Below are 23522 nucleotides of genomic sequence, written 5' to 3'. Positions count from 1 at the left end.
CCCTGTGGTCCGTTCGGTTCGCGCTCAGCTGGCCGCGAGTTCCATGACCTTGATCTGGGTTGCTTCGGCTCGGTGAAGGATGCCGGTGACGCGACCTTCATGCATGACCATGATGCGATCGCTCATGCCCAGCACCTCCGGCATTTCCGAAGAAATCATGATGACGGCAACGCCGTTGCGGGCGAGTTCGGTGACGAGGCGATGGATCTCTGCCTTGGCCCCGACGTCGATGCCGCGCGTCGGCTCGTCGAGGATCAGGATGCGCGGGTTGGTGAGCAGCCAACGGCCGATCAGCACCTTCTGCTGATTGCCGCCGGACAGGTTCTCGATCCGCTCCTGCAGATTGGGCGTCTTGACCCGAAGCTTGCGGCTCATCTCCTCGCAAGCTGCGGTGATGTCCTTTTCCGAGACAAAGCCGGCCTTGACGAAGCGGTCCTGGAGAACGGCGATCTGCATGTTTTCAAGCACGTCGAGGATTAGCAGGCAGCCAGTGTCCTTGCGGTCTTCCGTCAGGAACGCCATGCGGTTGCGGATGGCGGTGTTGGGGCTATCGATCGAAACGGTCTTGCCGTCGATGGCGATCGTGCCGGAGCTTGCCGGGGTGACGCCAAAGAGAGTCTCGGCGACATTCGAGCGGCCGGAGCCGACCAGTCCGGCGATCCCCAGGATTTCGCCGGCACGCACGTCGAAAGAGACGTCGTGGAACACGCCGTCAAGCGTCAGATTGTTGACCGAAAGTATGACGTCGCCGATCGGCACCTCTTCTTTCGGGAACATCTGGGTGATTTCGCGACCGACCATCATGCGAATAATGTCATCGCGGGTGACGTCGCTTGAAGCATGCGTGCCGATATATTTGCCGTCACGGAAGACCGAGAACTCGTCGGCAATCTCAAAGAGCTCGTTCATCTTGTGGGTGATGTAGACGATGCCGATGCCCTGCGAACGCAGATCGCGGATGATCTCGAACAGGTGCGCGACCTCGCGCTCCGTCAAGGCCGATGTCGGCTCATCCATGATCAGCACGTCGGATTCGTAAGAGACCGCCTTGGCAATTTCGACCATCTGGCGGTTGGCAACCGAGAGGTGGCGGACCTCGATTTCAGGGTCGAGCTTGATCTTCAGACGATCGAACAGCCGGGCGGTAATGCGGCGCATCTCGCCATGATCGACAAAGCCGAAGCGGTTCTTCGGTTCGCGCCGAATCCAGATGTTTTCGGCGACTGTCATGAACGGCATCAGGTTCAGTTCCTGATGGATCATGGCGATGCCGTTTTCGAGCGCGTCGAGCGGCGACTTCAGCCTGATGTCGGCGCCCTTCAATCGCACCTCACCCTTATCGGGCGTATAGATCCCGGCCAGGATCTTCATCAACGTCGATTTGCCGGCGCCATTCTCACCCATCAGCGCATGGACGGTGCCGCGCCTCAGGCGGAAAGACACGTCGTCGAGCGCGACGACGCCCGGAAATTCCTTGCGAATGCCTTCAACGTTGAGAAGGTATTCGGCGTTGGGTACAGCGCCGCTGGCGCGCACGGCGGCCATCGTTGTCGGACTGAGCGTCATTGTCATTGCCTCCCCGTCAATTCCGGCTTTCGCGGAAAAGTCCTCGCAGCTGGTGGGTCAACCAGCCATTCTCCTCGCAGGCGCCAATCTACAGGATCAGCGCACCTGCCGCGGGACTGTTTTGGTTGGGAGCGCGAGATACCCCGCGCTCCCAATGCAAGCATCAGTTCTTCGCCTGATAGCTGGCCATGTTTTCCTTCGTGACAAGTTCGAAGGGGATGTAGACCTTCTTCTCGACCGGCTCGCCCTTGGCGAGCTTGAGGGCTGCATCGACAGAGCCCTTGCCCTGGCCGGCGGCGTTCTGGAACACTGTCACGTCGAGGTCACCTGCGGCCAGGGCTGCAAGCGCATCCTGTGTCGCGTCGATGCCGCCGATGACGACGCTGTCCATCGGACGGCCAGCTGCTTTAAGCGCCTGGATCGCGCCGATCGCCATTTCGTCGTTGTTGGAAATCACGGCGTCAAACTCAAGGCCGGCAGAAAGCCAGTTGGTGAGCAGGTCCGACCCTTGTGTGCGCGACCAGTTGGCCGTCTGCTCCTCGACGATCTCGATGCCCTTGCAGGCTTCGGTCGCGAGCACGTCATGGATGTCCTTGGTACGCATGCGGGCAGCCTGGTTGGAAAGCTCCCCCATCATGACGACGGCCTTGCCCTTGCCGCCGAGCATCTTGCAGATTTCCTGGGTCTGCAGCGTGCCGGATTCCTGTTCGTTGGAAGCGACGAAGGCCTGCTTTTCCGGCAGGGTGTCGACGTTTACAGGCTCGCGGTTGACGTAGACGAGCGGAATGCCGGCGTCAGCGGCGATCTTCGACATCGCGGCCGTCGCGTCGGTATCAACAGGGTTGACGATGATGGCGGTGACGCCGGCTGCGATGAAGTTCTGAATCTGGCTCTGCTGCTTCGAAACGTCGTTCTGTGCGTCTTCGATCTGCAGGTCGACGCCGTCGAGCGTCTTGGCGTAGTCGGACATGCCGTTGCGCAGGACCGTCAGGAAGTTGTCGTCGAACTGCGCCATGGAAACGCCGATGGTTTCGGCATGCGCCGCCGTCGACATCATCACCGCCATGGCTGTACCCAGCAGGAATTTCTTCATTGTCTTTCTCCTCCACATTTGGTGCCCGGCCACACCTTCTCCAGCCGGAAACGCTGACCATATCGGGTCGCGCCCATCTCTGATCGGAAGCGGTACTCCCGCTGCGCTCCAATCAAAACGGAATAAAAGAACCAGTGATTTGCAATTACGGAATATGTATTCCATTTTGTGCGAGCGCCGTCAAGGGTGTCTTTCGACGCCTCGCTTCGTTTTCCAGTGCTCGGTCGGCTTTGCCGGTCAGATATTGGCTTCGATGTAAGCCATGCTGGTTTTGAGGGCGGCTGCCGGATCGGCGACGCCGTGGACTTCATCGGCAAAGGGTTCGAACGAGAAGGGGCCGGAATAACCTGCAGCCTTCAGGCGGCGGATCTGCCCGACATTGTCGAGGGTGTCGTTCCCGTCGACCAGAACACGATGCGAATCGCGCAGATCGGCGATTGCTACGTCGCTGGCAGTGACGCCGGATATATGAACGAGGCCGGTCATCTCGGGATAGATTGCCGGCTCGCCGGCGAGGTGGTGATGGAAGGTGTCGTGCACGACGCGGAACGTAGCCTCGCCGCCGATTGCCCTTATGCCGTCAACAGCCTCCGTCTTGGAGCGAAGCGAGCAGATCTCGAAGCCGAGCGGCTCGACAAGGCCGATGATACCGGCCGCATCGAGCATCGGCTTCAGCGCCGTAAGGGCTTCCTTTAGGTTTGCCTGACGCTCACCATCGGCCTGGCCGCTGCCATCATTGAGGGGAACAAGAACGAGCGCTTTTGCCCCGCAGTCCCTGGCATAGGAGATCAGTTGTGCGGCTTCGGCGGCGCGCGTGTCGTTCCATTCATTGAACCGCTGCAGGGCGTTGATCGAGATGATTGTCAGCCTATGTTCTGCTGCCAGTGCCGTAACGTGTTTTGCGGGTGTGCCATCTAGAATGGCATTGCCGGTCAGGTCGTTGCGGATCTCGACGGCAGTCATGCCGAGCGATCGCGCAAGAGCAAAGAAGGCGTCGAGCGGCAGGCCGGGGGTTGTCATGTGATTAAGCGCGAAGGGTAGGGTGGTCATGGGAATGTCTCCTCCAGGTGTGGTTCGTCGGTAGCTATAAATGGAACGTTCATTCCATTTATAGCTACCCGTGCAAATCACCAATGACTAGGAGGTAGTTGACGCGTGTCCGGTCAAAGCACTTGCATTGTTGCAAGATTGTCTTTTCCAGATGATGGAATCCAATCAGATTCCAGGTGACCTCAGTGCAGATCTACCGTCCGCGTGCGACTGCCCTTGAACTCTTGCCCGGTTGGCCTGGATCGAGAAAGCTGTCTTCAACCGCCCGACGTATCGCAAGTTCGGTTTGCATTTCCCTTTGCAAGGTGATTTCTGGCGGAGCGCGCCGTGATGGCTGGCAGAGTGAGAATATGGACGTGCTCGACAATCCCGCACCAACCGCGACACAAGTCCGACCCTGGCACCCGAAATGGGGGGCAAGGCTCGGGGCGACTTATTTCGTGCACAAGGCGTTCCCTTGGTTGGGTCGCTATTTCGGCGATGCACCGCTTCGCTCGACGCTTGCCCCCAGGCTCGATGGCATCGTTTCCTGGGGTGGTCGTCTGCCAGCACAGACCGCGATGCGAATTGCGCGATTGCGCCACCTTCCGCATTGGCATATCGAGGATGGGTTCCTGCGCTCCGTCGGTCTCGGCAAGGATGGAAGTGTTCCGATCTCGATTGTCGTCGATGATAAAGCGCTGCCGGTCGATGCCGGTCGCGCCTCTCGATTGGAATTGCTGATCCGTGAAGCGGCTGGCGTCTTAGCGCATGATGTTGGTGCCCCGATCCGTGAAGCCCTGGTGGCGCACAAGCTGTCGAAATACAACAACCTCCCTCACAGCGAGCCTCGTCTCGCTCCGTCGACACGGCGCAGGATACTGCTGGTTGATCAGGTGTTTGGCGATGTTTCCGTAGAAAAGGCGTTAGGCTCGCCTTCCTCCTTTGACCGCATGTTGGATGATGCGCTTGCAAGCGGTGCGCAGATTGTCGTTCGCACGCATCCAGACGTCATTGCCGGTCATCGCAAGGGCTATATGACCGAACGGGCATCGAAGTTACCAGGCGTAACGCTGATGGCCGACAAGGTGTCTGCTGCGGCCATTCTCGCTGTCGTCGATGAAGTATGGACCGTCTCCAGCCAAATGGGTTTCGACGCACTTTTGCGTGGCCTTCCCGTTCGTTGTTATGCGAGCCCATTTTATGCGGGTTGGGGACTGACAGAAGACCACGTGGAAGACCGTGCCCAATTGGCCCATGCGAGACGGGCAATTGCACGCCCCACCCTCGATCAGCTTACTTTCGCAGCGTTCGGCCTCTACCCTGTCTATCGTCATCCAAAGACATGGGCGATGTTGGAGCCCCTCCAGGCAATCGATTATCTGGTCGAAGAAATCACCACAACTGGACGGAATGCCTGATTTTTTTATGGCCTCGATTTTTTAATCAGCGAGTCCACGGTTCGAGCCCGTGATTACGCGCCATTCCAATTTTTCTGCTCTGCTAAAAGTTGCTAGTTTCCAATTCACGTTCCGTTTTTGTTCCTGAAAGCAGCTGTCCAATCGTCCATTCAGACTAAACTTTCTTTGAATGACCAAAATATCGACAGAGGGAGCGCGACCTGCGGGGAAAGTGTCAATAGAAAGCCGGGGAAAGTGTCAATAGTGTCGTGGTGAAAATGTAAATATGCCTTGGGGAAGTGACGAAGCCAAAATCGCTCACCGCAGGTGGTGCTGTTTCCCGACCGTCATTTCCGCCGTGCACACCTTGTCTACGATGCGTTTCGCCGCCCTTGACTACACGGGTGATCGTGCGGTTCGGCGATCGGGATTGTGTTCGCACAGGGAAAGCACCGCTTGCCGTTCTGGTTCTCCTTGCGGCGGCGGTCGATGCGGTCCACCTTCTTGTACTCCGGTTTGATGTGGCCACCGACATACTTCGTCAGATGTTCTCCGGCGTAAAAAGATCGAACGGCAGGAAGGTCTGTCCCGGGGCCCCCGTCGGCCCTTTGCCGATTGCCTGCACCATCAGATTGATTGTTTCCCGTGCAAGGCCCCCCGTCGGCGTCGATATCGCCAGGGTCACGACATCGTCGGCGAGTGCTAAGCGCGACTCCGGCGTCAATTCATTGACGACAGCGATCAGCTTGCCTTCGAGTTTTTCCTCGCGGATCGCCGAGATTGCTCCTTCCATGCCGCCGCCGCAGACGTAGAAGCCCGTCAGATCCGGGTGGCGCTGCAAGAGGTTGAGCGTCGCTTCGTGGGTGATCTCGGCGGTGTCGAGATTGACCATGGTGTCGAGCACCTCGAAATCAGGCGCGTGCTCGCGAAAATAGGATCGGAAGCCGATTTCACGCAGTTCATGGCCGAGAAAGCGATGGCTGCCGACGAACGCTGCGACCTTGCCCGGTCTCTTCGCAGCCTTGGCAATCATCCAGGCCGCTGTCCTGCCGACCTTGTGATTGTTCAAGCCGATGTAACCTTCGCGGATGCCGGCTGCAAAGTCGGAAAGCAGGGAGAAAACCGGGATCCCGCGTTCCTTCAGTTCTTCGACCACTGCGGTCACCGCCGGATAATCGGGCGCGACGAGGGCAATCGCCTGGTTGCGGGCAGCCATTGCCTTCAGCTTCTCGGTGATACCCGTCGGTGTGGAGTTGGCGACGAATTCGATCTGGGGCAGGGCGCGGACGTTTGACAGCCCGAGCGCTGCGTTCTCGATCTCTTTGGCCACAGTTTGGTAGAAGGATTGTTGCGGCTTTTGCAGGAGAAAACCGAGGCGGTATTGCGGAAGGTCCTCGAAGACCCGCTGACGAAGCAAGCCGACCGCGTGGTAGCCGATGGACTTGGCCGCATCATAGACCCGTCGCGCCGTCTCTTCGCGCACGGGATGTCGGCCGTTGAGCACGCGGTCGACGGTTGCAACGCTGACACCCGCGGCGCGGGCAAGATCGGCAATTGTCGGTCTGTTGCTCATGGCTGCCCCTGAAACTATTCCATCATACATGAAATGCAAGATATGATGGTATTTGAGAGAATATATCATCACTGCATTGAGGACTTGCAAAAGTCAACCTATCGTCAGTTCCAAGAGATGAGGAGCGGCCGCCGGCGTGTGGTCGATTGCGGGAGGAGAAAACGGATGGCGATGGTTCCGACGAAGCGTGATTACAGCTTGCTTGGCCGCGACGCTCAGGCCGCGGTCGCCAATGGGCTGTCTGCGGCGGAGTGGTATCACACAGAGATCCCGCGCAAGCAGATGAAGGAACTGATGAAGCGCGAGGATGGCCCGGCGATCCGTGATACGGCCATCTGGTTCGCCAGCCTCATTCTCTTTGGCGGCCTCGGCGTCTACTACTGGGGAACCTGGTGGGCCGTTCCCTTCTTTCTTGCCTATGGCGTTCTTTATGGCTCGGCTTCTGACAGCCGTTGGCATGAATGCGGCCATGGCACGGCGTTCAAGACGATGTGGATGAATGACGTGGTCTATCAGGTCGCCTGTTTCATGATCATGCGCAATCCGGTGACCTGGCGCTGGAGCCACACGCGTCACCACACCGACACTGTCATCGTTGGTCGGGACCCTGAAATCGCCGTCATGCGGCCGCCGGATCTGCTTCGGCTCGTCTTAAACTTCTTCGGCATTCTCGATGTCTGGCATGCCGTCATCGACATGGTGCGCAATGCCTTCGGCGTCATCAGCGCTGCCGAGAAAACCTTCATTCCGGAAATGGAGCAGCCCAAGGCAATCAGGACCGCGCGGATCTGGTTTGCGATCTATCTCGCAACCATCGGCCTGTCATTCTATCTCGGTTCGATCCTGCCGATGATGCTCATCGGCCTGCCGCGCCTCTATGGCGCCTGGCACCATGTGCTGACGGGCCTCCTGCAGCACGGTGGGCTTGCCGACAACGTCACGGACCACAGGCTGAACAGCCGCACAGTCTACATGAATCCGGTCAGCCGCTTCATCTATTGGAACATGAACTACCACGTCGAACACCACATGTTCCCGATGGTGCCATACCATGCGCTGCCGCGGCTTCACGCCATGATCAAGCACGATCTGCCGGAGCCGAATCCATCCATGCTCCACGGCTACCGCGAGATGATCCCGGCCTACCTGCGCCAGCTGAGGAACGAGGATTATTTCCTGAAGCGCGACCTGCCGCCGACGGCAAAACCCTATCGCGAAGAGTTTCACAGCGATGCCCTGGTGCATGCTGCCGAATAGGCACACCAGCAAACAACAGCATTTGGAGGAACAAGCATGAGTGGAAACTGGATCGAGGTCTGTGCGGCCGACGAGATCGACGAAGAGGATGTGATCCGCTTCGACCATGACGGACGCACCTTTGCCGTCTACCGCAGTCCCGACGACGAATATTTTGCGACCGACGGTCTCTGCACTCACGAGCACATCCATCTCGCCGACGGATTGGTGATGGACGACATCATCGAGTGTCCGAAACACAATGGCCGCTTCAACTACAAGACCGGCCAGGCCAAGGGCGCGCCCGTCTGCGTCAACCTGAAGACCTACCCGGTAAAGGTCGAGGCCGGCAGCGTTTTCATCGCGGTCGCCTAAGCGGATGCTCAAGGCGTCCAACGAGACATTGGGAGAGGCACATGAACAGGATTGTCATTGTCGGCGCCGGCGAGTGTGGTGCGAGGGCAGCTTTTGCGCTCAGGGAAAAGGGCCATGAGGGTGACATCACGCTCATTGGTGCCGAGGCACATCTGCCTTACGAGCGGCCGCCACTCTCGAAGGAAGGTCTGGCTGGACAGCTTGAGCCCAAATTCGTCGCCGACGCCGCGCGCTATCAGGCTGCCGGGATCCAGGTACTCACCGATACGCCGGTGGCGGCCATCGATCGCGATGCGAAAACGGTACGGCTCGCCGACGGCCGGCAGCTCTCCTACGACAGGTTGTTGCTGACCACTGGTGCGAGGCCAAGGTCGTTGCCGGGCTTGTCAGAGGCATCACTACTTATCCGGATGCTTCGGACGCATGCGGATGCCGCTGCCATCCGCTCAAAGCTCGCACCGGGCAAGGTGCTTGCCATTATCGGTGGCGGGTTCATCGGCCTGGAACTCGCAGGGACTGCCCGCAAGTTCGGCGCAGATGTCGTTCTCCTCGAGGGCCTGCCACGGGTGCTTTCCCGCGGCGTGCCGGAAGAAATCGCCGCCGTCGTTGCCGAGCGGCATCGACTGGAAGGCGTCGATATCCGCTGCAATGCCAAGATCGCCGGCATCGCGGAACGCGAGGAAAAGGTTGAAATCGAGCTTGCCGACGGAGACATTCTTGTCGCCGACCTGGTCGTAATCGGCATTGGAGCCTTGCCGAACACGGCCTTGGCCGAGGCTGCCGGCCTTGCCATCGATAATGGCATCGCCGTCGATGAGACGCTTTGCACCTCGGACCCCGACATTTTCGCGGCCGGCGATTGCTGCTCCTATCCGCTCGGGCACTACGGGGGTCGACGCATAAGGCTCGAAGCCTGGCGAAACGCGCAGGACCAGGGAACGCTTGCCGCGGCCAATCTGCTGGGTGCTGCCGAGACGATTGCGAGCGTGCCCTGGTTCTGGTCCGATCAATACGACCTGACCCTGCAGATCGCCGGCCTTGCCGATGGTGCTGTGATGACGGTGCAGCGGGACCTTGGCGATAGCGCCTTCATTCTCTTTCATCTTGACGCCAGCGGTCGACTGATCAGCGCGAGTGGTATCGGCACAGGAAACGCGATCGCTCGCGACATCCGCCTTGCCGAGATGCTGATTGCTGCCGGGAAAAGGCCGGATCCGCAGGCGCTCGGCTCAATCGACATCAAGCTGAAGGCATTGCTCGCCGCCTGAGGCACGATGCTTCTTCCTCTGTCATAACAACAACCGATACCCGGAGATCCTGATGCGAAACCGCCGCCCGACCGTTGCCGACCTTCTTTCGATGAAAGGCAAGAGACAGTTGACGATGCTGCGGGTCGAAACGCTCGATGAGGCGGAAGCCGCCGAAGCCGCCGGCATCGATCTGGTCTCCGTGCCGCCGGCGCTGCTCGGGCCGGAGTTTCGCGAAGTGGCCCCGACCTGTTTTGCCTTCCCGGGCCTCGAATATGGCGACCTGGTCACGGCCGACGAATATATCCGCGCCGCATTCAAGGCGCTCAAAGCAGGAGGCGACGCGGTTTACTGCGCGGCAAGCCTCTCTACCGTTCGCCGCATGCGCGAAGAGGGCATCCCGGTCTGCGGGCACGTCGGCCTCATCCCGTCGAAGGCCACCTGGACCGGCGGGTTTCGCGCCGTCGGCAAGACGGCGGCAAGCGCCATCGAGATCTGGCGCCAGGTAAAAGCGTTGGAAGAGGCAGGTGCATTTGCCGCCGAGATCGAAGTGGTGCCCGGCGAGGTCGCCGCCGCGATCAGCGCGAAGACATCAATGCTCATGTTGTCGATGGGCGCCGGCACGGGCTGCGACGCGCAGTATCTCTTCAGCGATGACGTGCTCGGTGCCAATCGTGGCCACGTTCCCCGTCACGCAAAAATCTATCGCAACTTCGCCGCTGAATATGAGCGGCTTCAACGCGAGCGCATCGCTGCCTTCTCGGAGTTTGCCGAAGACGTGCGGTCCGGCGCCTATCCCGACAAAGGCCATCTCGTCGGGATAGACCAAACGGAACTGAACGCGTTTCTGTCGGATCTTGAGCGGGTTTGAGCCGGGGCTTGCCTTGCCTTGCTCGGTCTGGTTGGTGTATTCAGCGGGTCTGATTATTTCCCACGCAGCAGCACCGGATTTCCACTTGAACGCGTTCGTCCAGGGTACCCTGACTTTTCTCGCCATTCTTGCGGTCATCTACGCCGCGACGGTGCTCGTTTATTTTGCGCTCGGCTACGGCATCACCTGGCTCAATGATCGCAATCCGGAGCGGCGCATCCAGAAGGGACGCCGGGGGGAGAAGCGAAAGGCGGTCGAGATCCGTCAGAGCATGGCGTCGATCCTCGTGACCTGCACATCCGTCGCGATCGGTCTCTTTGCCCAGTACCAGGGCTGGACACTGTTCACGCCCTGGGCCTTCAGCTGGTGGACGGCGGTACCACTCTTCCTGCTCTGCATGGTGCTGTTCGACGCCTGGTTCTACTTCGCGCACCGGCTGCTGCACACCAAGCTGTTCTACAAATATCATCTGCTGCATCATCGAAGTGTCGCCCCGACCGTGTGGAGCAACGATTCGATCGGTCTCGTGGATACGGCCCTGTCGCAGGGCTATTACGCCGTCATCGTCTTCCTGGTGCCGTTTCCGCCGCTGATCCTGCTGGCGCACAGGCTGTTCGACCAGATCAACGGCACCTTCGGGCATGCGGGGTTCGAGTATTTTGCCTCGCCGACTGCGCGCTATCCGTGGCCGCTGTTGTGCACGACCTATCACGATCAGCATCACGCCGAATTCAATTACAACTACGCGAACTATTTCTCTTTTTGGGACCGTGTTCTCGGCACGATCTCGCCAGTCTATGACCGGCGGGTGGAGACGTTTGAAGGCGAGGCACCGGCCATCAGCCTCAAACGACCTTCGCAATCGACCCCGACGCAAGAGGCGTCGGCAACCTCCGATCGGTAGTTCGTGGGCCAAGGCCGCAACGCCATTTTCTCTGATATCCGAATTCGTTAGGCGATTTTTCTCGTTCGGGAAACAAGCGAAGATCATGGTGCCTCGTCGTCTCCGATAGCGGCCGTTAGGTTTCATCTAACCTGCCGCCTCTATTCCACCGGAGATACCCATGAAGAAACTGCTGATCGCGGGCGCTGCCTTTGTTGCGCTCCTGAGCGGACCGGCCCTTGCCGAAGCGCCGGCCTCCCTTCTCAATGCCTCCTACGATGTTGCGCGGGAAGTCTTTGCGGCCGAGAACGAAGCCTTCATCAAGGCGCATCCGGGGATCACCGTCGACCAGTCGCATGCAGGCACCTCCAAGCAAGCGCGAGCCATCGTCGAAGGCCTGGAGGCCGACGTCGTCACCTTCAATCAGGTCACGGATATCGACTTCCTGGCAAAGAACGGTTTCGTCGCCGAGGGGTGGCAGAAGGATTTTCCGAACAACGCTTCGCCGTTCTATTCCTTCCCGTCCTTTCTCGTGCGCTCCGGCAATCCGAAGGGCATCAAGGATTGGGGCGATCTTGCGCGTGACGACGTCAAGGTGATCTTCCCGAACCCGAAGACATCGGGCAATGCGCGCTACACCTATCTGGCGGCAACGGCCTATGCCAAGGAAGCCTTCAAGGACGACCCGGCCAAGGTCACCGAATTCGTCAAGAAGATCTTCGACAACGTTCCGGTCTTTGATACCGGTGGAAGAGCGGCAACGACGACCTTTGTCGAGCGCGAAATCGGCGACGTGATCATTACCTTCGAGGCGGAAACCCGCTCGATCGCCAAGCAGTATGGTACCGACAAGTTCGAAAGTGTCGTGCCTTCCGTCAGCCTGCTTGCGGAATTCCCGGTTGCCGTGGTCGACAAGGTGGCCGAGAAGCGCGGCTCGCGCGAATTGGCAAAGTCCTATCTCGATTTCCTCTACACCGAGGAGGGCCAGAAGATTGCCGCTGAATACGGCCACCGCGTCCACAACGAGAAGGTGGCAGCGGAATTCAAGGATCAGTTCCCGGAGATCCGCCTGGTCACGGTCGAGGACGTGTTCGGCGGCTGGGGCAAGATCAAGGACGAGCATTTCGCTTCCGGCGCTGCGCTCGACCAGATCTACGGCAATCGCTGAAAACCGCGACATCAAACCGATCCAATTTACCCGGCGCGTTCTGCTCGCCGGGTTGCCATGAATGAAAGTTATGCCGCCGTGGAGGCGATCAATTGAAACGCAATGTCCTGCCCGGCCTGCCTCTGTCGCTGGGCATCACCCTCTTTTACGTAGGGCTGATCGTCGTGTTGCCCTTGGCGGCGCTGGTCTTTAAGGCGGCGAGCCTTGGACCTGCCGAATACTGGGCGATCGTCTCTTCACCGCGCGCTGTCGCCAGCTACCGCGTCACCGTGCTTTCGGCCCTTGTTGCCACCGCCTTCAACCTCGTCTTCGGCCTGGCGCTTGCCTGGGTACTCGTTCGCTACCGCTTCCCTGGGCGTCGGATCATCGACGCGATTGTCGATCTGCCTTTTGCCCTGCCGACGGCCGTGGCCGGCATTGCGCTGACGACGCTGTTTTCGGCCAATGGGTGGTTCGGAGCACTTCTAGCACCCCTCGGTATCAAGGTGGCGTACACGCCAATCGGCATCATGGTGGCCATGTGTTTCACCAGCCTGCCCTTCATCGTCCGTACGGTACAGCCGGTGCTTGAAGACCTCGATCCTGCACTGGAGGAGGCGGCCCAATCGCTCGGCGGATCGGACAGCTCCATTTTCGTGCGCGTTATCCTGCCCTTGCTGATGCCGGCGCTGCTCGCGGGCCTATCACTGTCCTTCGCCCGGTCGCTGGGCGAGTTCGGCGCGATCATCTTCATCGCCGGCAATCAGCCGATGGAAACCGAAATCACCGCATTGCTCGCCTTCATCCGGCTTGAGGAATACGATTATCAGGCCGCCGCCGCCATTGCGTCGGTGCTGTTGATCACCGCCTTCCTGATGCTGGCAGCCACCAATCTCCTGCAGGCCCGTGCCTTGCGCTACACCGCGAGGTCTTGAGCATGAGACCGACCAGACGCAAACCGCCGCGCGTCGGCGATGGGCCGATCATACGCCGTGTGTTGATTGGCACGACCCTGTTCTTCGGTGCCATTTTGGTGCTCGCACCCCTCATCGTGATTGCCGTCGAAGCATTCGGTCAGGGGCTCAAAGCCTATGTGGCGACCATCGCTCATCCCGATACACGCCACGCCATTTTCATGACGGTGGCAACCGCGTTGATCGCCGTTCCTATCAATACCGCCTTCGGTCTTGCGGCCGCCTGGGCAATCACCAAGTTCGATTTTTGGGGACGACGCTTCCTTCTCGTCGTGATCGAGATCCCATTTTCGATCTCGCCGATCGTTGCCGGCGTCGCCTATCTCTTCGTCTACGGTCTGCAAGGGTTGTTCGGCCCTATGCTGGAGGCTGCGGATATCAAGATCCTGTTTGCCCTGCCGGGAATTGTGCTTGCATCGATGTTCGTGACGGCACCTTTCGTGGCGCGTGAGCTCATTCCATTGATGCAGGCGCAGGGCAGGGACCTCGAAGAGGCGGCAACCTCGCTTGGCGCGTCAGGCTGGCGCACGTTCTTCTCCGTCACGCTTCCCAATGTGAAATGGGCGCTGCTTTACGGCGTGGTACTCTGCAACGCCCGGGTCATGGGTGAGTTTGGTGCGGTCTCCGTGGTCTCCGGCAATATTCGCGGCCAGACCAACACGCTGCCGCTCCATATCGAACTGCTTTATCACGACTACCAGGCGGCGGGCGCCTTTGCCGCTGCCTCAATCCTTGCGACGCTCGCCGTCGTCACCATCATTGCCAAGGTCGCGCTTGAGCGTCGCGGCGCAGGCCGCCGGCCGGCGCTTGCTGCCGCAGCCAAAGAACAGAATGCAGGAACCCGACCATGAAAATCCGTCTCGAGCAGGTCGTGAAGACCTTCGACACGTTCCGCGCCGTGCATGGTGTCTCGCTCGACATCGAGAGCGGACAACTGGTGGCACTCCTTGGTCCCTCGGGCTCCGGCAAGACGACAATCCTGCGCATGGTGGCCGGGCTCGAATATGCCGACGGCGGCCACATCTATTTCGGCGATCAGGACGCGACCGACATACCGGTGCGTGACCGCGGCGTCGGCTTCGTCTTCCAGCACTACGCGCTCTTCCCGCATATGACCGTTGCTGAGAACATCGCCTTCGGCATGAAGGTTTCCAAGACCAAGCGGAGCAAGTCGGAGATCGCGACACGTGTCTCGGAACTCCTGCGGTTGGTAAAGCTCGAAGGGCTTGGCGACCGTTTCCCCGGCCAGATTTCCGGCGGTCAGCGTCAGCGTGTAGCCCTTGCCCGCGCTCTTGCCGTCGATCCGAAGGTGCTGCTTCTCGACGAGCCTTTCGGCGCTCTCGATGCCAACGTCCGCCGGGATCTCCGCCGCTGGCTTCGCGAGATTCACGACGAACTCGGCATTACGACCTTGTTCGTGACGCATGACCAGGAAGAGGCGCTCGACCTGGCCGACCGCGTAGTGGTCCTCAATGAAGGCAAGATCGTGCAGGAGGGCACCCCTGCAGAAGTCTGCCGGCATCCGGGCTCGGCATTTGTCATGCAGTTTCTCGGGGACGTTAATAAGTTTCCAGGCGTGGCACGGGACGGTTTCGTTTTTGTCGGCGAAACGGCCACTGGTATCGCGTCCAGCGAAGTTGGTCCTGTCGAGGTATTCGTAAGGCCACGGGATGTGGTTTGGCAGAAGGATGCGGGAGGTATTCCCGTGGATATCGAGCGCATCTTACATCGGCCCGATGGATTGACTGTCGCTGGTACGACCAAAGATGGTGTTCGAGTGGAGTTTGAAATCCCTGAGCAAGTTGAACCCGATCTGTCTCAGGGGGCTGGGATTATCCTTAGGAACCCGCAGGTTTTCCCGAGAGGTGTTTAAATCGAGTGCGCGTGCCAGACCTTAAAGGGCGGGCGAATTAACCGGCGTCGGAGACCCGGCGCAAGTTATCATGCTGAACCGATCTTCATGAAAATGGGGAGAGACATGTCTCCTACAGAACATCGCAGTGAGATCGAGAAGAGAAGATCACGGAGTTTTGGCGTTCAGCGGAGCCGGCGGGCGTAACGCAACGATAACCGGCGCGCCCATGAGCGGAATTCCGGCCGTTTGTCCTTACCCAAGTGCCTGCGCGGTAAGATTAGGACAACGGCCTTACGTCTTCTCAGCATCCCTTTCTAGGGAGGACACCTACGCCGCCGATTTTGCGGACGTCATTACCATGTCAACGTGAATGTTTCCGAAGGGGCATGTAAGTGCGCCACGTTCATCACGCTCGATTAGTCCTAGATTAACAAGCACCGCAGCGTCTTCATGCACGCGCTTGACGTCTCGTCCTAGCCGGCGCGCAAGTTCACGGACTCCGATCGTTCCACTCCTAAGAAGCTCGTTCAGCATCTCCCATCGACGTTCGGTAAGGTGGGAGAAAAACGCTCCGGGAGTAGCAAAATTCAGCGTCTCGCCCTGATAGGTCCCGGTGGCAAGACCCACCTTGGCCTTCTCTCCGGCGGCGCGCAGGGCCGATTTCCAATCGGTGTTCGTCGTGATGGTCAATGTCCTCATGACTGCCTCCGTTTTTCGATCTCGGACATGAAGTCCTCAATGAGTTGCTCAAGCGACGTGAACTGGTAAGGATACTCCTTGCCGTCCAGATGCATATGATCACCCTTGCCGCGCTCGTTATCGAAACCGACGACGCGCTCGCGGTTTCGAATATAGACCATGCGATACTTGAAACCGTGCGTGGTCGGGGGAACGGGTTCCGGCAGCTTCCAGATGACAAACTGGATGATGCTGCCGTCTGCTTCAACGTTTTTGTGCTCGGTGATTTTTTGCGCATCCATGTTGGCTAATATGCCAACAATCGCCGCTGTTGTCAATCTGGCCAACACTGCGTTGTTCTAGACAGATCGCAGGCTTTCCTGAGTACCGGCAGGGGTATCATAGAAGGGCCTATGCGGACGGTGCCAGTAATGCCCCGGGGCGACGCCGCCAACGGTGAGCACAAGACGCAATTTCATGCTCCAACAATTTCAGAAGCTTCGTCGTTGGCGCCGCTTTCATTTCTTTAAGCACGTCATCAAATGAAGGTCGCATGGAGGGCCGAGGCCAGCCGTTCGTCGCGAGCCTTCGTGCGCGCAGATCTTACGGGCGTCCACATTGTGTGCTTGGAAAGATTGCTAATTTGGCGGGGAAGGCCAATTTATCGAACACGCAACAATCATGACGCCGATAGGCGGAGGCAGCCCTGGCCTCGTCAGCCGGTGATCCTTAACCAAAGCCGGATTGTGGAGGTAGGCCTACAAAAGTAGCCGCGCGCCGAGCTCGGACGATCAAGCTAGCACCTGCCTGAAACAGCATTGGATGCATGGATATTCGGTTTGCGCAGATAACTGGAATTATGAGTTAAATTTCATTCAAAGCTCTGGCATAAGCGGCATACCGACTCCGGTTTCGCTGAATTGCAAGATAGAGAATGATGGCTGACGCTTCACAGGTCGAATTCAAAGTGCCGCTCAAGGCTGCGCTGGAAGATTATGCCGACCGTCCTGTCGTTCTAACGGTTAAGGATCCAGGGCACCGTTTGGGTCTGCGCCCGCGCTTGGCGTTGCATCGTAAGGGCAGAGTACCGGCTTCGGTTTTCCGCTCATTCCTGGTGAACAGCAAAGGCCACGGACGGTTTTATGGATGGCTGCCGGTGCAATTCGAAGGTGCAACGCTTTTCGCCGATGACGCAACAGCGGAAATATCGGCGGACGTTACCCCGGAGATAAGCGTGCGGCGGCTGTCGCTGCTCGAAATCGGGACTATCCTCGCTCTGCGACGACCTTTGTTCATTCTTCGTATTCTTCGTCTCCTTATGGCGCGCAACGTGAAAGGCGCCACGTTTCGCTTTGCCAGGCAAGTCGACGCTTTGTCGGCGCCGAGCTATGACGAATGGATCGACGCCCAGCAGGCGGCGGAGCGCGCGGAGGTGCCTGACGCTCGGGGAGATTGGCCAACAAAACCTTTCGTCTTCGTTTCGATTGGGCGCGGCACTGAGCAGGCCGTCGGCGAAACACGCGCTTCACTGGCCACACAGACCTGGCGCGACTACGCCGAGATGCCTGCCAGTGAAGTCGCAGGTATGAAAGACGGGAACGCAGCCCGACCGCAACTATGGATGCGGCTTCCCGCGGGCATGCGCCTGGCGCCGCGCGCTTTGGAGAGGCTTGCACGCCCCTTCGCTTTCTCGTCTTCGGTGACTGCAGTTTATAGCGACGAAGATCGGGTCAATAAGCGTGGTCGCCGGTTCGATCCGTTCTTCAAGCCGGCTTGGAATCCGCCCCTTGCGCAATCCGGTTGGCTCCCATTGGACGGCGCCCTTGTCCGCTTGGCTGACCTGCCGGAGGGCTTGGATCTCGAGAATCGGCCGATGGGTGAGGTGATCGCCAAAGCTGCAAACGGCCGTCGCGGTGCGGTCCTTCATTTGCCTCGGGTGCTTTTGCACAGAGACGCCCCATACCAGCGAATGATGGGGCCCGTCCGACTCAATGCGGATACGGTCGACGTGCGCAAGGTGAGCGTCATCATTCCGACGCGGGATCGAGCTGACCTGCTAGAGGCATGTCTCAGGGGCCTTTTTGAAAGCACTGATGGCGTTGATCTGGATGTTATTGTCATCGACAATGACAGCAGCGATCCCGCAGCTCTTGCCCTTATGGACCGCTATGAGAAGGCGGGGCGTATCCGTCGTCTGCCGCTGCCAGGTGGGTTCAATTTTTCACGGGCTTGCAATCTTGGTGTCGAAGCATCGCGCAACGAACTCATCCTTTTGCTCAACAATGACGTCGAACCATTGCAGCCGGGATGGCTTTCGAACCTTGCGCGGGAGTTGGATGATCCGGATGTTGGCGCTGCGGGCAGCCTCCTATTTTTCCCGGATGGTTACGTACAACACGGCGGCGTGACGCTCGGGGCGGGTACTGTTGCTCGGCACAGCTTTCATTTCCTGCACCCCCTATCAGGTGAGGACAATGGTCTCTTGAGTGAGCGGCGGGAGATCTCTGCGGTCACTGCAGCTTGCTTGCTGACACGCAAAAGCCTTTGGATGCAAATTGGCGGCATGGATGAGAGCAATCTCACCGTTGCGTTCAACGATGTTGACTACTGCGTCAAGGTGCGGCAAGCGGCATGCACGATTGTCTGGACTCCTGATAGCGCCATGCTGCACAGGGAATCGGTCTCTCGAGGTGCGGACAATACACCTGAAAAGCTGGGCCGTTTCGCGCGCGAGGAGCAGACGGTGTATCAGCGGTGGGGCGATATTTTGCGGGATGATCCGCATCACAACCCGAACCTCTCCCTCATCGCGGAGGATTTTGTTCTTGAGGCCCGCCCGCGTGATCTATCTCCGAGGTCATCACGATGACTGATCTCAGAGAACGGCTTGCTCTATGGATCGAGCGAAGGCTGCCGCGCCCGAAGTTGAGGCCGGGGGCGAACGGTCGTCCACGTGGGCCTGTTAAACGCATTATCGTCTTCGGGCGCATGCCGAACCCGACGTTTGACTATTATTTCGCGGCGCGGCTTGCGGCGCCGGGCATGCCCCCGTACCAAGCTGTCGATATCAGGCACGGCAAACTTGCAGGCCTTGATCCAGAGGGCACTTTCATCATCATCTGTCGCTATGTATCGCCCGACGTGCTGACTTGGTTGGATACCAATGCTGATCGCCTGTCCGGTGTGGGGCTCTTCGTCGACGACGACATACCGGCCGTGGTCACAGGGCGAGATGCGAGTCTGCGCTATCGCTTCGCTCTGTGTTTTAGAGCGCTTTGGCCGCTCCGTCGTCTCAATCGTCATCTCGATATCGTCTGGGCATCGACACCGCATTTGGCATCAACCCTGCAGGTGCACGAAGTCGAAGTGCTGCCTCCGGCGCCTCCCGAAACATTATGGAGGCCGCGATCGCCTGGATCTGGTCGCGTCACAAACTCGGTATCAGATCAGGTTTTGATTGCTTACCACGCAACTGGCATCCACCTTGAAGAGCACCGGTTTCTGCGTCCGATCATCGAGGAAATCTTGCTACAACGACCGCAGGTGCGCTTTGAGGTTTTTGCAGACGGCCGTGCCGCATCGATTTGGGAAGGGTTGGAACGAGTGTCGGTCCGAAGACCACTGCCCTGGAAGGACTATCTCGCGGACGCCAACAATCGCACCATCGATGTCATGCTCGTTCCGCTTCACCCATCGCGCGTGAATGATAGCCGGGCGCCGACGAAGCGGATCGACGTTGCCCGATATAAAGCTGCCGGAGTATTTTCCGAGGGCGCAGCCTATGGATACGCAACACGTGAAGGTTCTGGCGAGCAGCGTGTGCCATATGTTCGCGACATCTGGCAGAATGCGATCCTAAGGCTGGTTGACGATCACGAGGCTCATGATTTGGCAACAGCAAGCACCTTGCGGCTTGTCCGGCAGATGACGCAAAGTGCGAATGAGGGGCTAAAAATGCTGGCGACGTGCACTGCCACAAGCCTACGTTGTGAATAGCTTGCACAGAATTGCCATTCTCGTCTCTCCGTGCTACCCGCGACTGGACCGGCTAACAGAGCCCGTGCTAGTCGTCGGTTCATTGGAATGGTAGGTATTGTTGATGACTTCTAAGGTTGTTTTGGTTCGCTCGAAGCGATTTGGCGATGAGCGCGGTTGGTTTTCTGAAACCTATAACGAAAAAACTTTCTTCGAGCGGGGCATTAGCGACCGATTCGTCCAGGACAATCATTCGCTTTCGGTGCCCGTTGGCACGCTGAGGGGGCTGCATTTCCAAACGCCGCCATTCGCTCAGGCGAAGTTGGTTCGCTGCATTCGCGGCCGTATCTTTGATGTAGCCGTTGATATCCGTCGGGCTTCGCCGACGTTTGGGCGGTGGGTCGGGGCTGAACTCTCGGCAGAAAACGGCGACCAACTTTACGTGCCGGTCGGCTTTGCTCACGGCTTTGTTACACTTGAGCCTTCCACCGAGGTCACATACAAGGTCTCGAACGTGTATTCCCCTCAAAACGACGGTGGGGTCCGATGGAACGATGCGCAGATTGGAGTGAACTGGCCGCTCCCGCAAGACGTCGCCCCTACGCTAAGTGCCAAAGACGAACGTCAGCCCTTACTGCGTGATTTCGACAGTCCGTTCGAATATGACGGAATACCGCTTGAAATGATCGAAGTTTAAGTATCTTCCAGGAGACGATATGCGCATTCTAGTTACCGGTGGAGCTGGTTTTATCGGATCTGCATTGGTCCGACATCTCATCGAAAACAGCGATCACGAAGTTCTGAATTTTGACAAATTGACCTACGCCGGAACCTTGACTTCATTGGCGACGGTCTCGTCGTCACCACGGTACCGATTCAAACAGGGCGATGTTTGTGATGAGCGTGCAGTCGGAGCCGCGATCGAGGATTTTCAGCCGGACGTCATTACGCATCTCGCGGCCGAATCGCACGTTGACCGCTCTATTGATGGTCCGGGCGCCTTTATCCAAACTAACATCGTCGGTACCTATACGCTGCTTACAAAGACCTTAGACTACTGGCGCCGATTGGGCGAAGCTCGTCAAAAATCCTTCCGCTTTCATCATATTTCGACGGACGAGGTTTTCGGTTCGCTCGGTGAAACTGGGTACTTCACCGAGACAACACCCTACGACCCGCGTTCACCATATTCGGCTTCAAAGGCGAGCTCGGATCACTTGGTTTCGGCTTGGGGGCACACATTCGGTCTGCCGGTGCTGGTGACGAATTGCTCCAACAATTACGGACCCTATCACTTCCCAGAGAAGCTCATTCCGCTAATGATCGTTAAGGCCCTGGCAGGGGAGCCACTGCCTGTCTATGGAAACGGTGCAAATATCCGCGACTGGCTTTTCGTTGAAGACCATGTGCGGGCGCTCCAAAGGGTGTTTGAGCAAGGTATTCCCGGACAGACTTACAATGTTGGTGGGAGTTCCGAGCGTCGTAATATCGATGTCGTGAACGCCATCTGTGACGCCCTCGACCAACGAGAGCCGCGAAATGATGGCAAATCATATAAAGAGCAGATCACCTATGTACCGGATCGGCCGGGACACGACCAGCGCTACGCCATAGACGCCAGCAAGATCTCCAGCGAACTCGATTGGGAACCGCTGGAAACTTTCGAGAGCGGAATCACACGAACTGTTGGCTGGTATCTCGAAAACCGCCAATGGTGGGGGCAAATTCTGCAAGCGACAACGGCGGCTCAGCGTCGCGGATTGGGCGGATAGTAAGATGGTTCGTATCTTGCTCACCGGCGGCACTGGCCAAGTAGGCTTAGAGCTGATCCGCAGCCGCGGCTGGCCAGAGAATGCTCAATTGGTTGCGCCCGCACGAAGTGAACTTGATCTTTCGGATGTAAGCGCGATCGTGGAGTACGTCGCTGGCGGAAACTTTGCCGCGATTATCAACTCGGGCGCCTACACTGCGGTGGATCGTGCTGAATCCGAAATTGTTGCAGCTTGGAAGATTAACGCTCTGGCGCCGGCGGGACTTGCCTCGGCAGCCAGCGCCGCTGGAATACCAATTGTGCAAATTTCAACGGACTACGTGTTCGATGGAGCCAGAAGAGAGCCGTATTGCGAGAACGATGCGGTTCGGCCGCTGGGGGTATACGGGGCCTCGAAAGAGGCGGGCGAGCAAGCGGTTCGGACCAGCAATGCCCGTCATGTCATTCTACGTACCGCATGGGTTTACAGCGAACACGGCAGCAACTTCGTTAAAACTATGTTACGGCTGGCGAAAGCCGCACCGAGCATCAAGGTTGTCGGAGATCAGATCGGATCGCCAACAAGCGCTGTCGATATTGCCAAAACCGTCCAAAAGATCACGCTAAGCTTAATTAACCATCGTGCTGCGCCGACAGGAACTTACCACTTCACCAATGCTGGTGTCGGTAGTTGGTTCGATTTCGCCAGAGAAATTTTCCGTCTCCGCGGGACATCGCCCGCTTTGGAAGAGATCCGCACTTTCGAGTATCCGACTGCTGCAAAGCGCCCCGCGAACTCGACGCTATCTCACGAAAAAATAATGGCCGACTACGGTGTGAACCCACGTCATTGGAAAGACGCGCTTTCGGATGTGATGGCGAGCCTTCTCGCATCTGAAGTGCTAAGAGAGGAAGAAAGATGAAGGGTATTATCCTCGCGGGGGGGTCCGGAACAAGACTCCATCCTGCGACGCTGGCTGTGAATAAACAGCTTCTTCCCGTCTATGACAAGCCAATGATATACTATCCATTGTCTGTTTTAATGATGTCCGGAATCAGGGATATTCTGATTATATCATCGCCTGAATATTTGGACCGCTATCAGGCGCTGTTCGAAGACGGCAGCCCATGGGGGTTAACGATAAGTTACGCAGTGCAGCCGACGCCAGACGGATTGGCCCAGGCATTCACGATAGGTGAGGCTTTCATTGGCGACGATCATGTTGCGCTCGTTCTCGGAGACAATATCTTTTTTGGCGCAGGCCTGGCGGACCTTCTAATGAAGGCCCGTGCCAGAAGACATGGTGCCACGGTCTTCGCATATGAGGTCGATGATCCTGAAAGATATGGTGTTGTCGAGCTCGGCACAGATGGACATGCGCTTAGCCTGGAAGAAAAACCAAATGCGCCAAAATCGCGCCTAGCGGTGACGGGTCTGTATTTTTACGACAATCGGGTCGTTGAATTTGCTAAGACTCTGAAGCCCTCTGTACGCGGAGAATACGAAATTACCGATCTGAACCGTATCTATATGGAACAAAGCGCATTGTTCGTCGAACAAATGTCCCGAGGATTTGCATGGCTGGACACCGGGACACACGACAGTCTGCTGGAGGCATCGGAGTTCGTGCGCGTCATTCAGCACCGACAGGGCACGCATGTCGCTTGTATTGAAGAGATAGCATTTGAGAACGGCTGGATTAGCAAGAAGCAGCTCAAAGCATTCGGGGAGAAATTCGCCAAAACAGCCTACGGACGCAATCTCTTAAAGTTGGCGGGCGCCGAATAGGGACGGTGTCGGTGCCATTTTAAAAGCGCAATCATTCGAAATAGCTGACGTGGCCAACGACATTTCGTAGGAAAGCGGCGG

At 58.1% G+C, this 23522-nt stretch carries 22 protein-coding genes; 16 read left to right on the top strand and 6 right to left on the bottom strand.

The window, feature by feature from the left end; all coding sequences use genetic code 11:
* Window positions 1–24: 24 nt before the first annotated feature.
* The 3 genes from ASD00_RS03075 to ASD00_RS03065 form a co-directional block, all read right to left on the bottom strand.
* Window positions 25–1566: a sugar ABC transporter ATP-binding protein gene (locus ASD00_RS03075; RefSeq protein ID WP_057204549.1), complete on the bottom strand. Its 1542-nt coding sequence runs from the start codon at window positions 1564–1566 to the stop codon at window positions 25–27.
* 163 nt (window positions 1567–1729) lie between these two features.
* Window positions 1730–2659, bottom strand: coding sequence for a sugar ABC transporter substrate-binding protein (locus ASD00_RS03070; RefSeq protein WP_053250057.1), 930 nt, complete (start codon window positions 2657–2659; stop codon window positions 1730–1732).
* Between the two features lie 237 nt (window positions 2660–2896).
* Window positions 2897–3709, bottom strand: coding sequence for a TIM barrel protein (locus tag ASD00_RS03065; protein ID WP_057204546.1), 813 nt, complete (start codon window positions 3707–3709; stop codon window positions 2897–2899).
* A gap of 350 nt (window positions 3710–4059) precedes the next feature.
* Between ASD00_RS03065 and ASD00_RS03060 the strand changes: the two genes are divergently transcribed.
* A complete protein-coding gene (locus ASD00_RS03060) occupies window positions 4060–5109 on the top strand; it encodes a capsular biosynthesis protein (protein ID WP_057204544.1) in 1050 nt (349 codons plus the stop codon).
* Window positions 5110–5629: 520 nt separating this feature from the next.
* On the opposite strand, the gene ASD00_RS03055 is transcribed toward ASD00_RS03060, so the two are convergent.
* Window positions 5630–6661 (bottom strand): LacI family DNA-binding transcriptional regulator, encoded by a 1032-nt coding sequence (locus ASD00_RS03055; RefSeq protein ID WP_057204542.1) that lies wholly within the window; start codon window positions 6659–6661, stop codon window positions 5630–5632.
* Between the two features lie 165 nt (window positions 6662–6826).
* Between ASD00_RS03055 and ASD00_RS03050 the strand changes: the two genes are divergently transcribed.
* The 9 genes from ASD00_RS03050 to ASD00_RS03010 all read left to right on the top strand — a co-directional run bounded on the left by ASD00_RS03050 (window position 6827) and on the right by ASD00_RS03010 (window position 15267).
* Window positions 6827–7918: a fatty acid desaturase family protein gene (locus ASD00_RS03050; protein WP_057204540.1), complete on the top strand. Its 1092-nt coding sequence runs from the start codon at window positions 6827–6829 to the stop codon at window positions 7916–7918.
* 36 nt (window positions 7919–7954) lie between these two features.
* Window positions 7955–8272, top strand: a complete 318-nt coding sequence (locus ASD00_RS03045; RefSeq protein ID WP_025428998.1) for a MocE family 2Fe-2S type ferredoxin — start codon at window positions 7955–7957, stop codon at window positions 8270–8272.
* A 41-nt stretch (window positions 8273–8313) separates the two neighbouring features.
* A complete protein-coding gene (locus ASD00_RS03040) occupies window positions 8314–9540 on the top strand; it encodes an FAD-dependent oxidoreductase (RefSeq protein ID WP_057204538.1) in 1227 nt (408 codons plus the stop codon).
* Between the two features lie 52 nt (window positions 9541–9592).
* Window positions 9593–10390: a 3-methyl-2-oxobutanoate hydroxymethyltransferase gene (locus tag ASD00_RS03035; protein ID WP_057204536.1), complete on the top strand. Its 798-nt coding sequence runs from the start codon at window positions 9593–9595 to the stop codon at window positions 10388–10390.
* Window positions 10391–10475: 85 nt separating this feature from the next.
* Window positions 10476–11294, top strand: coding sequence for a sterol desaturase family protein (locus ASD00_RS03030; protein WP_057204534.1), 819 nt, complete (start codon window positions 10476–10478; stop codon window positions 11292–11294).
* Between the two features lie 160 nt (window positions 11295–11454).
* Window positions 11455–12441, top strand: a complete 987-nt coding sequence (locus ASD00_RS03025) for a sulfate ABC transporter substrate-binding protein (protein ID WP_057204532.1) — start codon at window positions 11455–11457, stop codon at window positions 12439–12441.
* Window positions 12442–12533: 92 nt separating this feature from the next.
* Window positions 12534–13355, top strand: a complete 822-nt coding sequence (cysT, locus tag ASD00_RS03020; protein ID WP_057204530.1) for a sulfate ABC transporter permease subunit CysT — start codon at window positions 12534–12536, stop codon at window positions 13353–13355.
* The gene (gene cysW / locus ASD00_RS03015) at window positions 13352–14245 is read left to right on the top strand and encodes a sulfate ABC transporter permease subunit CysW (protein WP_057204528.1); all 894 of its coding nucleotides are present in this window, start codon (window positions 13352–13354) and stop codon (window positions 14243–14245) included. Before cysT ends, cysW begins: the two co-directional genes overlap by 4 nt.
* Complete coding sequence (locus ASD00_RS03010) at window positions 14242–15267, top strand: sulfate/molybdate ABC transporter ATP-binding protein (protein ID WP_057204526.1); 1026 nt, start codon at window positions 14242–14244, stop codon at window positions 15265–15267. The genes cysW and ASD00_RS03010 overlap by 4 nt, the downstream gene beginning before the upstream one ends.
* Before the next feature lie 309 nt (window positions 15268–15576).
* Here ASD00_RS03010 and ASD00_RS03005 read toward each other — a convergent pair whose 3' ends face one another.
* Together ASD00_RS03005 and ASD00_RS03000 are read right to left on the bottom strand one after the other, a co-directional pair.
* On the bottom strand, window positions 15577–15948 hold the full coding sequence (locus ASD00_RS03005) for a hypothetical protein (protein ID WP_057204524.1): 372 nt from the start codon (window positions 15946–15948) through the stop codon (window positions 15577–15579).
* Complete coding sequence (locus ASD00_RS03000; RefSeq protein ID WP_244494747.1) at window positions 15945–16274, bottom strand: DUF6516 family protein; 330 nt, start codon at window positions 16272–16274, stop codon at window positions 15945–15947. The genes ASD00_RS03005 and ASD00_RS03000 overlap by 4 nt, the downstream gene beginning before the upstream one ends.
* Window positions 16275–16861: 587 nt before the next feature.
* On the opposite strand from ASD00_RS03000, the gene ASD00_RS02995 reads away from it, so the two are divergent.
* The 6 genes from ASD00_RS02995 to rfbA all read left to right on the top strand — a co-directional run bounded on the left by ASD00_RS02995 (window position 16862) and on the right by rfbA (window position 23441).
* On the top strand, window positions 16862–18796 hold the full coding sequence (locus ASD00_RS02995) for a glycosyltransferase family 2 protein (RefSeq protein ID WP_057204480.1): 1935 nt from the start codon (window positions 16862–16864) through the stop codon (window positions 18794–18796).
* Entirely contained in the window at window positions 18793–19923 is a 1131-nt protein-coding gene (locus tag ASD00_RS02990; protein ID WP_156585436.1) for a hypothetical protein, read from the top strand. Before ASD00_RS02995 ends, ASD00_RS02990 begins: the two co-directional genes overlap by 4 nt.
* A gap of 103 nt (window positions 19924–20026) precedes the next feature.
* The gene (gene rfbC, locus ASD00_RS02985) at window positions 20027–20599 is read left to right on the top strand and encodes a dTDP-4-dehydrorhamnose 3,5-epimerase (protein ID WP_057204476.1); all 573 of its coding nucleotides are present in this window, start codon (window positions 20027–20029) and stop codon (window positions 20597–20599) included.
* A gap of 19 nt (window positions 20600–20618) precedes the next feature.
* Window positions 20619–21674, top strand: a complete 1056-nt coding sequence (gene rfbB, locus ASD00_RS02980; RefSeq protein ID WP_057204474.1) for a dTDP-glucose 4,6-dehydratase — start codon at window positions 20619–20621, stop codon at window positions 21672–21674.
* 4 nt (window positions 21675–21678) lie between these two features.
* Window positions 21679–22575: a dTDP-4-dehydrorhamnose reductase gene (gene rfbD / locus ASD00_RS02975; protein WP_057204472.1), complete on the top strand. Its 897-nt coding sequence runs from the start codon at window positions 21679–21681 to the stop codon at window positions 22573–22575.
* Window positions 22572–23441: a glucose-1-phosphate thymidylyltransferase RfbA gene (gene rfbA / locus ASD00_RS02970; RefSeq protein WP_057204470.1), complete on the top strand. Its 870-nt coding sequence runs from the start codon at window positions 22572–22574 to the stop codon at window positions 23439–23441. The genes rfbD and rfbA overlap by 4 nt, the downstream gene beginning before the upstream one ends.
* Window positions 23442–23522 lie beyond the last annotated feature (81 nt).

It is taken from the genome of Ensifer sp. Root31, from assembly GCF_001424825.1.
In the GTDB taxonomy this organism is placed as follows: domain Bacteria; phylum Pseudomonadota; class Alphaproteobacteria; order Rhizobiales; family Rhizobiaceae; genus Ensifer; species Ensifer canadensis.
The sequence above is the reverse complement of the archived record's forward strand: the minus strand, read 5'-3'. Positions and strand labels throughout refer to the sequence as shown.

Coding starts and splice junctions, on each gene's coding strand:
- ASD00_RS03075 (WP_057204549.1), bottom strand. CDS start 1,566: ATGACGCTCAGTCCGACAACGATGGCCGCCGTGCGCGCCAGCGGCGCT.
- ASD00_RS03070 (WP_053250057.1), bottom strand. CDS start 2,659: ATGAAGAAATTCCTGCTGGGTACAGCCATGGCGGTGATGATGTCGACG.
- ASD00_RS03065 (WP_057204546.1), bottom strand. CDS start 3,709: ATGACCACCCTACCCTTCGCGCTTAATCACATGACAACCCCCGGCCTG.
- ASD00_RS03060 (WP_057204544.1), top strand. CDS start 4,060: ATGGACGTGCTCGACAATCCCGCACCAACCGCGACACAAGTCCGACCC.
- ASD00_RS03055 (WP_057204542.1), bottom strand. CDS start 6,661: ATGAGCAACAGACCGACAATTGCCGATCTTGCCCGCGCCGCGGGTGTC.
- ASD00_RS03050 (WP_057204540.1), top strand. CDS start 6,827: ATGGCGATGGTTCCGACGAAGCGTGATTACAGCTTGCTTGGCCGCGAC.
- ASD00_RS03045 (WP_025428998.1), top strand. CDS start 7,955: ATGAGTGGAAACTGGATCGAGGTCTGTGCGGCCGACGAGATCGACGAA.
- ASD00_RS03040 (WP_057204538.1), top strand. CDS start 8,314: ATGAACAGGATTGTCATTGTCGGCGCCGGCGAGTGTGGTGCGAGGGCA.
- ASD00_RS03035 (WP_057204536.1), top strand. CDS start 9,593: ATGCGAAACCGCCGCCCGACCGTTGCCGACCTTCTTTCGATGAAAGGC.
- ASD00_RS03025 (WP_057204532.1), top strand. CDS start 11,455: ATGAAGAAACTGCTGATCGCGGGCGCTGCCTTTGTTGCGCTCCTGAGC.
- ASD00_RS03010 (WP_057204526.1), top strand. CDS start 14,242: ATGAAAATCCGTCTCGAGCAGGTCGTGAAGACCTTCGACACGTTCCGC.
- ASD00_RS03005 (WP_057204524.1), bottom strand. CDS start 15,948: ATGAGGACATTGACCATCACGACGAACACCGATTGGAAATCGGCCCTG.
- ASD00_RS02995 (WP_057204480.1), top strand. CDS start 16,862: ATGATGGCTGACGCTTCACAGGTCGAATTCAAAGTGCCGCTCAAGGCT.
- ASD00_RS02990 (WP_156585436.1), top strand. CDS start 18,793: ATGACTGATCTCAGAGAACGGCTTGCTCTATGGATCGAGCGAAGGCTG.
- rfbC (WP_057204476.1), top strand. CDS start 20,027: ATGACTTCTAAGGTTGTTTTGGTTCGCTCGAAGCGATTTGGCGATGAG.
- rfbB (WP_057204474.1), top strand. CDS start 20,619: ATGCGCATTCTAGTTACCGGTGGAGCTGGTTTTATCGGATCTGCATTG.
- rfbD (WP_057204472.1), top strand. CDS start 21,679: ATGGTTCGTATCTTGCTCACCGGCGGCACTGGCCAAGTAGGCTTAGAG.
- rfbA (WP_057204470.1), top strand. CDS start 22,572: ATGAAGGGTATTATCCTCGCGGGGGGGTCCGGAACAAGACTCCATCCT.